Annotated in this window: 7 protein-coding genes and 2 rRNA genes; all 9 read right to left on the reverse strand. The window is 43.4% G+C overall.

Going from position 1 to position 10644, the window contains the following annotated elements:
• Nucleotides 1-61 precede the first annotated feature (61 nt).
• Nucleotides 62-739 carry a tRNA (adenosine(37)-N6)-threonylcarbamoyltransferase complex dimerization subunit type 1 TsaB gene (tsaB, locus tag ISR87_02720; GenBank protein ID MBL7024344.1) on the reverse strand — a complete coding sequence of 226 codons (678 nt, stop codon included), beginning with the start codon at nt 737-739 and terminating at the stop codon, nt 62-64.
• A complete protein-coding gene (tsaE, locus tag ISR87_02725; GenBank protein MBL7024345.1) occupies nt 736-1191 on the reverse strand; it encodes a tRNA (adenosine(37)-N6)-threonylcarbamoyltransferase complex ATPase subunit type 1 TsaE in 456 nt (151 codons plus the stop codon). Before tsaE ends, tsaB begins: the two co-directional genes overlap by 4 nt.
• The gene (locus ISR87_02730; GenBank protein ID MBL7024346.1) at nt 1188-2780 is read right to left on the reverse strand and encodes a response regulator; all 1593 of its coding nucleotides are present in this window, start codon (nt 2778-2780) and stop codon (nt 1188-1190) included. The genes tsaE and ISR87_02730 overlap by 4 nt, the downstream gene beginning before the upstream one ends.
• Before the next feature lie 49 nt (nt 2781-2829).
• The gene (locus tag ISR87_02735) at nt 2830-5247 is read right to left on the reverse strand and encodes an adenylate/guanylate cyclase domain-containing protein (protein MBL7024347.1); all 2418 of its coding nucleotides are present in this window, start codon (nt 5245-5247) and stop codon (nt 2830-2832) included.
• 32 nt (nt 5248-5279) lie between these two features.
• The gene (locus ISR87_02740; protein MBL7024348.1) at nt 5280-8066 is read right to left on the reverse strand and encodes a hypothetical protein; all 2787 of its coding nucleotides are present in this window, start codon (nt 8064-8066) and stop codon (nt 5280-5282) included.
• A 26-nt stretch (nt 8067-8092) separates the two neighbouring features.
• The gene (locus ISR87_02745; GenBank protein MBL7024349.1) at nt 8093-8800 is read right to left on the reverse strand and encodes a FecR domain-containing protein; all 708 of its coding nucleotides are present in this window, start codon (nt 8798-8800) and stop codon (nt 8093-8095) included.
• 11 nt (nt 8801-8811) lie between these two features.
• The gene (locus ISR87_02750) at nt 8812-9948 is read right to left on the reverse strand and encodes a hypothetical protein (protein ID MBL7024350.1); all 1137 of its coding nucleotides are present in this window, start codon (nt 9946-9948) and stop codon (nt 8812-8814) included.
• 376 nt (nt 9949-10324) lie between these two features.
• Nucleotides 10325-10440 (reverse strand): 5S ribosomal RNA (rrf, locus tag ISR87_02755).
• A gap of 79 nt (nt 10441-10519) precedes the next feature.
• Nucleotides 10520-10644 (reverse strand): 23S ribosomal RNA (locus ISR87_02760); the annotation flags it as partial.

The following is a 10644-nucleotide window of genomic DNA, read 5'->3' on the forward strand; positions in this document are numbered from 1 at the left end:
TTTGTAATTCATAGAATCCCAGCTTACTGGATTCATTTCTGTGGGGGGTTCCATAGGGTCTTCAGAATTGAGGAGGAACCCACTTTTTGGCCTCGTAAACGGCATTATAAAGCGGTTCCAGCTCATCCAGCTTAGGTTGTCCCATATCGGTACGAGCCTCGGCTAAGAGGGCAACAAATGATGCTTTTGCATTGATATGTACAAATCTGGATTTGACCTCAATTGCCTCTGGTCCCTGTAGCCAGGTTTTAAACCCGCGATCGGCCGTCCCAAAATAATGGTCTATGTGCTGCTCATAAAGCTGATCCCATGCTCCATAATTAAACTCTGGGGTAACAATTTTATTTGAAAGGGAGTCATTATAATCTGCGTAATGTACGAAATTCCGGTGAGAGTATATAACTGCACGGGAGATCCCGCTTAACTGGTCTTGTATTCCATAAGCCAGGGCATCAGTGGTTGGGATAGGAATCAAAGGAATTTCAAGTGCTACTGCCAGTGCTTTCATGGTAGCCAGACCGATTCGCAAGCCATTAAAACTTCCGGGACCAATTGCAATTGCAAGAGCGTCTGGAGCTTTTCCTATTGAGCGACAATAATTCAGAGATTCTTTTAAAAAGGGCGATAATTTCTCAATATGTATCTGTCCACCGCTAGCTTCTTTTTCCCACAATATTGAGCCCTTATCAGAGAGGGCTACTGAACAAACAACTGAGGAAGTATCACAGGCGATGATCATAAGCTGATCGCCAAAGCCCGGGGCGAATGTATCAATATTTCGCGACCGTTTTCTTCACCGTCAATGACACGAAAACTCAACCCAAATGCATCCTCCGGGATGGCTCCAGCAACAATATCCGCCCACTCGATGATGACAATTGCACCAGACTCAAAATACTCCCAGATTCCCATTGAAATTAATTCTTCTCCGCTACTGAGCCGATAAGCATCGATATGAATAATATCCTGTTGTGAGCCGTGGTATTCATTGATATAGGTGAAGGTTGGACTCAGGGCGTACTCTTTGATATCAAAGAAAGAGGTTAAGCCCTGGGTAAAGGTGGTTTTTCCACTGGCTAAATTTCCGCTCATTGCCAGAATATCACCAGGTTCTAGTTGTGCAGCTAAATTTTGAGCCAGTTGGTTCGTTTCCTCTGGACTGTGGGTCTGGAAAAAGTATTGATGGATCATTTAGGCTCCAGATATGCCAGTGGGAGAATCATTTCCCACATGCTCAGACCGCCATGCTGATAGGTATCAGTATATTTGTTTTGGTATTTCCGGTAATTATTGGGATAGAGGAAATAGTACGTTTTCTGGGCAATGGCCAGGGTATCATTTTGAATAGTTGAGGGAATCCTGAGTCTGCCAGGTTTATCCAGGAACCAGGCATCTTTGGCGCTGGGTTTCAGATTGCGCCCCTGTTTGAATCGCAGGTTTGTTGAAGCTTCACGGTCTGCAAGAATTTGGGTTGGTTGTTGAACTCTTACACTGCCATGATCCGAGGTGATAACAACATGAAAACCCATTTTTGCTGCTGAGGATAATACTTCCTTTATCCAGGAATTATTGAACCAGGCCCGTACGATCTCTCTATAGCTGGCCTCATTGGGCAGAAGTTCACGCAGTATGGGTGAATCGGTGCGGCGATGGGCAAGAAGATCCACCTGGTTCACCACCAGGGTCACCAATTTCTGACTTCCCCAGGATCCAAATTGTTTGCTAAATTGGATGCCGTCACGATTGCTGATAATCTTTTTATATTTTGCTTCTGGTTTCAATTGCAGCCCAGATCTTCTGATGTTTTCCTGCAAAAAGGCCGATTCATAACGATTGAGACTGTGCTCATCACTTCCCCCCCACCACTCGGGGTGAAATCTTTGCATATCATCAGGAAAAAGACCACTGAAAATGGCATTGCGACTGTATTCTGTAGTCGTTGGCAATAGCGAGAAGTAGCCATCACGTTTGATCTGATAGTCATTATAGAGCAGCGGTTCCAGGGTGAGCCACTGATCCCAGCGCATGCAATCGATAATCAGCATGAGTACTTTTTTATCATTTTCAAGAAGCGGTTTCACAGCAGTTGAAAAAACGTCAGGAGAAAGCGTAGGCCGTTTGTCAGCCGATACATTGACCCAGTTTTCATAATTTGATTTTATAAAACGTGTAAATCTATCGTTGGCTTCGTGTTGTTGCTGGAGAAGCATTTCATCAAAGCCAAGATCAGGATAATCATCCAGCTCAAGCTCCCAGGCAGACAATTGGTCGTGAATATTTATCCATTCTTGAGGACTGGGGGAGTTTTCTATGTTAAAGGCGAGATTTGCGAATGCACTCATGTACTGACCAGATACAGCATCCTGTTTAATCTGTCGATTTTCAAGAATCTTGATGATAGCGAGTAAAATCTGTGAGGGATTGACAGGTTTGGTGAGGTAATCAGAAATTTTACTCCCGATAGCCTCTTCCATGAGTTTCTCTTCTTCATTTTTTGTGATCATGATGATGGGGAGTGCAGGCTGTTCAGTCTTTAAGATGGACAGGGTCTCAAGCCCATCTTTTCCAGGCATGGTCTCATCCAGGAGGACGATGTCGAACCTGTCATTCTGGCACAGAGCAATGGCATCATCCCCATTGGTCACAGTTGTAACCTGAAAGCCTTTGCCTTCTAAAAACATGACATGGGATCTGAGGAGATCAATCTCATCATCAGCCCACAATATTTTTCCCCGAATTTGCTCAGTAGTATTCATGGCTGCAAAATATGAGTGGATCAAGTTGAGGAAACATTAATCTTGCATTCAGGAATTTGTAATGAGATGATGATTACTTGGAAGTCAATGTCCAAGAACCATCCCAATCCTCACCAGGCGAATTTTCCATAAAATATTCACAGCGTCCGATATACACTCGACTGGGATTGGTGGGTCTAAAAGGAAACATATCTTCCAGGGCGTCTGCCTCAATAAAAGTCTTCTTGGCTTCAACCCACTTTTGTGACCGATAAAGTTGCAATCCTTTGTTGTATACGGGTAACAACTTTTCATAGGCAGAGCTCAGGTTTCCTTTTTTAGCAATCAACTCATATGAATATGCTGGAACTGATTTTCCCTTTACCGTCACATAGTCCAATTCTCGCCAATGAAATTCATCCTTACAAGCTTCATAGGTGGATTCAAGGACTTGTATGTAAACTCCGTATTGTTTGGCTGATGCTTCGAAGCGGGCAGCTGTATTTACTACATCTCCCATCATCGTGTAATTCATGCGCATGGCAGAACCCATATTTCCCGTTACCATATCCCCTGTAGCAATACCTATACGATTCTGCATGTGGTGAACGATATCAGGCCATCGATCACCTTCTGCCTGCCACTTTTTCCGGAGTTGATCCAATCCATCCTGCATTTCAATGGCGGTGAGACAAGCCCGATACTCATGGTTTTCGACTGGCACGGGAGCACCATAGAAAGCCACAATGGCGTCTCCAATATACTTGTCCAATGTCCCCTGGTTTGCCAAGAGAATATCTGTCATTTCGGTAAGGTATTCATTGAGTAGTTCTACAACTTCCTCTGCAGATAATTTCTCCGAAAAGGCCGAAAAACTTTGAATATCAGTAAAGAATGCGGTGTGCACGCCGGCATCTCCACCAAGTTTTGGCTCCCGTTTTTCTTCATACATCTTATCGATGAGCTCAGGGGCGATATAGGTGCCAAACGTGTCTTTTAAGAAGTGTTTATCTCGCTGTTCCAGGATAAACCTGTACAAAACATTTATGAGATAGGTTAATCCCATGACAACCAGTGGAGCCATGATGGGGACAAAGAGGGTTTCACCGGGGGACGGGATCAAAATGCTTTCTGAATTGCCACTAATCCACTTGAAGAACCACAGGTGATCCGTAGTAAACATTCCAATGCTGATACTAAATAGAACCGTTGCCTGCAATCCTATCAAAATGGCTCCCCAGAGTGGGTCCAGGAAAGCAATGATCAAATACGCCAGAAGGGCGCAAATAATGACCATAAGAATATGCGTCAGGGCGGAATCAGACGTAAACTCGATGGTATTGCCCAACACATGAACGAAGTTTTCATCCAGGAGGGTTTGGGTGGCATTGGCGTGATACTCAAACCCCGGCATAAGTGTGGGAGCTCCCAGATAGTCAAAAAAGGCGGTAGACTTGTAGTCATGCATGACCTCAACGGATACACCTATGATACAGATTTTATCCTTAAATGGACTAGCCATGATTTCCCAGGTGGGATCCATCATGAGCATCATACTGTTAAAACCACTTGTGGAGTCAAACTTTGACATCCAGTCTGTATCTTCGTCACTTGTTGGCAGATTAAAGTCTTCTGTATCTATGATCCAAACCAAGGGGAATCGTTGAAAGGTTTGCCAGGGTTCGGATTCTCCAATACGAGCATGGGATGCTGGACCGTAAATATTGGTGAGGAAACCAGGATAATCAGATCCGTAGGTTGGGATAGTAATGGGACCGTAAGTAAATTCACCTACTTCAAAATCATAGGTCAAACCGGGATCATCATCTATCTCGAGAAAATATTTGACGGCTTTCACTGCCAGAGAGGGACGCCACACACCAGGTTCATGGGCCATGGCACCGAAAACTGGATATCTACGTGTAAAATGGTCCTTATCCTCATCAATATCAACGAGACCATGATCAGGATTCACTTGCATGATGTATTCGTTTGGTGTCACCAACATTTGTGGTGGAACGCTCGACAGTTCAGTTTTTATGGTGGAAGCCATAACAACCTCAGTGCCCTTACTCCTGGCATATTCAATCGCTTTAGCAATCTCGACATCACCATCAGTACGACCTTCTGGAAGGACGCCATTGAAAACGGACAAAACATTAGCCGTATGGGCATCCCGGGAGTCGAACTGAATATCAAATACAATTACTTTGGCCCCGGCGTTAGCCAGGTTAATAATTGCGGCATCCCATATTTTCCCTCTTGGATAGGGCCAACCAATGTCTGCCAATAGACGAAAGGTTTCATCATCTACGTCAATCAATACGACATCAAGACTGTCATTTGGATTATTCTGGTGCGAAGCCCACGAGGAAAGGGGACCTCGCAATTGGAAATTGTAATCAAGCATTTTATAATTCGCCAGATCAAGCAATCCCAATACTTGTATGAGAAGTGCTAAAACAATAGCGATAAAAGTGAATAAAACTCCGATACCGTGTTTTTTCAGCATATTATACCCCGATTTTTAACTATTTCGGTTGTTTAAAAAGTCATCTCAAGTCGAGCGGAGACTGTATTGTCAGTGTAATCTGTATAGTCACTGACATATTTACGCTGTTCGTAGCTACCAATAACTCTTGATTTCACAGTTGAGGTTTTGACAGTGATTGGATTAAATGTGTACTGGGCATTTACCTGTAAATTTGTTTGAGTTTTCAAGCTGGAGACCAACACATCTTCAAGATACTTTTCAGATTCAAATGTCATGTATTGCAGACTACTTCGCAACACCAGGTCACCGCCAAATAATCGATATCCAGCGCCAAGTCTATAGGTATTAAAGGTATTGGTCTGATGATTGGGATCGGATGTTTCATAAAGTTGATTGCGATTATTGCGAATGGCCAGGGTTGTTGTTAGAGGGATCATCCAGTCGGATTTAAGATTCAAACCATATAGATTCGACGTGCGCAGTAGTCCTTCCCGACCAATTACGATATTATCCATATTTGACCGCATCATGTTGAATGAAACGGTATTGGCGAGAGGACCCGTCTTTACCAAATAGGTAATATTCACGTTTGAACTGAGAGACTCGTTCAATTCCCTCTCATCAAGGATGATGAGCAGAGTATCATTTCCTACAATCTGTGTCGTATGGGTTGTATCGTCGACGTTATTATCTCTAGTAAAATATTTCATATTGGTGGTAACTGTGGGAAGTCCACGACCTGGATTGAGTGTGATCCCGCCACTAAATGCATTCTGCACAAGTCGTGGATCTTTTTCCAGGTCTTGAGAAATGGTATTATTTTTATACAGCTCCCAGCCAAGATTCAAATATAGCATGTTGTTCAACATGCGAACTTTGTCAGTAATTTTCCACCCATTCCAGCCCTTTCCATCAAGCCGGAGAACTGGACTACCCAGCGCTTTATATCCAGGACCTACGTGGTGATAATCCACATGGATGAAGTTGCCGTAATAATTCATTTTGGCTCCGAAGTGAAGCGCCAGTGTGGTGAGACTTTTTAGTGTATTACCATTTGTAAAATTATCAAGATCAATGGGCAGGGTCAAATTTTCGTTTAGAATAAAGTAATCTGCAAGATTCTGGGGGTCAAATTTGCCATCAGTCAACAGGAATTTCAGACCTAATCCGGAGATAGCATCATCGAGAGTGGCAAGGGGCAAATCTATGGATCCTGTCCCAATGGTATCATCTGCTGTGGAATCTGACAATAGTCCGTAAGTATCCAGGTCAGCTCGAGTTAGTGCACCGTCGATAATATTTCTATTGTACAGGGAAAAGGCTGCGCTGCCTTCCATGACGAAACGATGATCATCCAAGGCCAGCTTGATGTCCGATCCTACCACAATATTGTCTTCAGGATTATTCCCGCTCAGGAAATATTGAATATCATGAGTTTCACCATTGAGGGTATAGGTTTCATCTCCGAACCCAACGACAATGGTTCCATCATCAGTAATAATTTCTTGTGAAAAAGTGCTGGCATCCCAATCATCCGGTCTCAAAGGGACGGTATTGATGCTATCACGAGTGTGGACGTAAAACAGGCCCAACTGGAAATTTTTACCGGATCCAAAACTTGGTCGGATAGCGAACAGGCCTCTTTCAAAGCTATACCCTGACCTTCTCCACTCAGAACCGGTTGTATCAAACTTGGCGGTACCAGATATGGCACGTGCCGTTTGTCCTGAAACGATGTGCAAATTAAAATATTTAAAACGAGCGTCAATATTGTGTCCGCGAACTCGTTTCCCCCAAAGGGCCAGACGGTTCATCATGGGGGTCTCATCACCATAGGCATATTTCAGCCAGGAGGTTCTGACTTTGATTCCATACCTATTTTGTGGCTGTAGACCGGGGTCTTCTTTTGAGGTCAGGTTTGCAAAGAGTTTTACCTTTGCCCAATCAAAATTCACATTTGTTGAAAAATCTACTCGAGTTACTCCTTGAGAAGTAGGCGTATAGCGTGCAACTGACACCGTGTCACCAGCAATAACTGAATCTACATTAGACACACTAATATTGATCAAATCTGCTCTATGACCCACATTCAAATTACCATTCACGCTCATGTCAAAGATCTGTTGTGCCTGACTCTGAACGTTAAAACTCCAGGATGTTGAAGACAGGCGAACGCCATAAATATTGGAAACTTCAATAAAGATGGTATGCTTGCCAGCGCTAAGGGCATCAGGTTTATAGGTAATCAGATCAGTGGTGATCAGCGAATAAGCGGTTACATTGGCATTATCGAAGGTCACACGAACCGAATTGATATCGACGTTATCCAGATTAAAAAGAGAGACGGCCACAATCATGGGTTCCCCAAAGGGCATGATGGTTCCGGGGTCCGGGGTCAAGATGATCAACTCTCCAAAGTTGATATCATCACCTCTTGATGCGACATCGGAGAGGCTGGCTTCTGTAACTGCAACAAACTGTGGATCCGAGAGTGGATCACTACTTACTGGAAAAGCAACCAGACCACCATCCTTGAGGCTCACCACAATAACATATTCGATACCAGGAGCTCCAATGACTTCTCCAGGCAAATCGCCGGAAAGTTTGACATCACCGATGCTCATCTCCGCTTCTAGATAGCCTACTTGTCCAGCCAGACGATACAAAATCTTGGCAGACTGAATGTCATCCAAGTCTCCTGTATAGATGGCTTCGAGGCTCAGCGAGCTGCCTTCGACAGCTTCATGAGGGGCAATGTGGATTAGCTCTCCGTCTGATTGGAGGGCAAATCCATTTATCCCAACCCCCACCAGCAATATTGCAAGTAGTCGCTTCATAATATGATTATCCGTTTAGGCGCTTATTATTCAGCGTATTCGATGATTATAAATTTTTCTGAATTGGTCTCTTGGTTAACCATGCGGATTCGAAGTTCATGGATAGTGCTACCCGATTCCTCAGCATCATCATCGTCATCTGGGTCATCTGGAATATCGTCGTCGTTGGTCTCTTCAACATTAACCGATCCATCAGAATTTGAGGTGGCAGTTTCATCCTGTCCAACATTCTGAACGGTTCCACTAATGAGATTCTCTATCTCAACCACACCTGCAACCACGATGAAGATGTCCCCATTTTCATCACTCTCAACCCACCATTCTGTTCCTTTTACGGAAGCAACTGATGTGGGAGTAGCAATTCTAAACTCGCCTTTCTGCTTGTTCACAGAGGCTTTAACAGTTCCATAATCCAGGGAAATAGTTTTGGAGATTTTGCCTCGCTCTACAGCGGCCAAAATTTCCATTTCGGAGTTCGCTTTAACCTTCAGCTGACTCTTGTCGTCAAGAAAGAATATTGCCACAAATCCGTCATCTCCAGTTTTGATCCAGTCATTATTCTTTAGCTGGGTTCCCATGATTGCACTGGGAGAATAGTCATCGGCATTAAATTTCTTATGAAAGGTAGTTCCACTTGATTTTGCAATAACACCAATCGGTTCTTGAGCAACCGCCGTCATGGACACGAGAGCAAGGAGAATGGTGATTAAAGATACTTTTAAAATAGTCTTCATTTTGTAGACCCCTATTGTGTCGTAATGCTCTCGATTTCATAGGCACCGCTCATTAGCTGAACCAGAAGCGCTCCGAAATCGGTTGAATTCAAATTTTCCCCATCCAGGGTAATTTCTGCACACTCACCATATCCCTCCAAGGGGCCATTGGTGCCGAATAAAACATTATACTGGCTATCACCGAGTACGTTTCTCAGCTGTTGTTGGCAAGGTGTAATGGATTGACCGGCTTCTGAAATTGTAAAGCCATAAATTTCGCTATAGAACTCTTGATCATTGCCGGTTGTGCTGCAAACTTTCTTGACCTGCCAGGCGTAGGCTTTCCCCACTTCCAGCGGACGACCATTAACAGAAGAATAATCCAATTGTGAATTTGTTCCCACAGATGCAAATGACCCATTATCTGGATAGGGATAGGAAGCTTCACTTTGCATGGCATCTTCTGGTGAACTATGCTGAATCGGATTGTATTCACAGATGCGAATAAAATAGTTGTCGCAACCTGTTGAATTCCATTCAAAAACAGGATAGGTGTCACTTACAAATTCATACCCCAATGATGGGAAAATGAGATCAATATTAGCTGGAGCAACAATGGAAATCTGCTTGTTGGGTTCAAAACCTTCTGGAGCGAAAGTGTATCCCGGTGCATTGACTACCAGAGAGAAAGAATAATTACCTGAGGGCATGGAACCAAGGGTCATAATGGTATTTACCAAGCCCTCCATTTCATCAGAATCGATCATATCAAGAACAAAGCTGTCAAAAGTGATTTGGTTACCAGCCTCGTCATTAACTCCCCGACTCTCGACATTTCTGTCCAAATCTCTATTTGTAATATAGATAGGCGCTTGCAAGGTCATGGTCACCGAGGCGTTGAACAACAGTTCGTTATTGAGATCCAGGGAAGGGACATTAGCAATCATATTCAAGGTGAGATTTACGTTCTCAACCGGGTAGGAATTGTCATCGACAGAAATTCGATATCCGAATATGAGTGGATTATTCTGGCCATTCTCAAAATCAAAATCTGTCAAATAAATAATATCCCACTCAGCCAAGTCTGGTTGGGCGGTTACAACAATGTTTTGTCCATGGCTAATAGTAGCCATTAATAAAGTGAGTGTTAGGTATAAAATCTTCTTCATAGTTTCCTCCTGCACAGAAGAAATATAAGACACGCAGATCAACTCTGCGTGCGCCATGTCATCTTCTATTTAGCGCGAATTTACTCCATGACATAGCCATAAACAACATATGCATAGTCATTTGTCCATGTAAAATAGCCTAAATTCGGTATCTTTTGGTGTGTGATTCAGCGCTTTTTGAAGGCTCTTTACCACGACATTACAAAAATCCATGGTTTGACTTCCGAAGTGAAGTTTAATACACTTTGGCAACTACCATTAGTTAGTAAAATTTCTAGTTTGAGCTCCTACGCGTAACACTTCGGATGAACTCTTTGTATACAAGGTTGTGACGGGGGATAAAAAAAGAGCCCCAAGGTTGGGGCTCTTCAATGTTTCTCGACAACGTCCTACTTTCACACACTCAAAGAATGCACTATCATCGGCGCTACAGGCCTTAACTTCCGAGGTCGGAATGGGATCGGGTGTTGCCCCTGTGCTAAAGTCGTCGAAAAATCAAAAATCTTATCAATGACAGTATGGGAAAAAGCTGAGTATTCGCATTGCATTGCGTAATAGAATTAGAATAATATTGATCAAGCCTCACGGAAAATTAGTATCACTCGGCTGAACATGTTACCATGCTTACACCTGTGACCTATCAAACTCATAGTCTTTAAGTTTCCTTCAGTCCGGATAAACCGGAAGGGAGATCTT

It is taken from the genome of Candidatus Neomarinimicrobiota bacterium (assembly GCA_016784545.1).
Classification (GTDB): domain Bacteria; phylum Fidelibacterota; class UBA8477; order UBA8477; family JABMPR01; genus JABMPR01.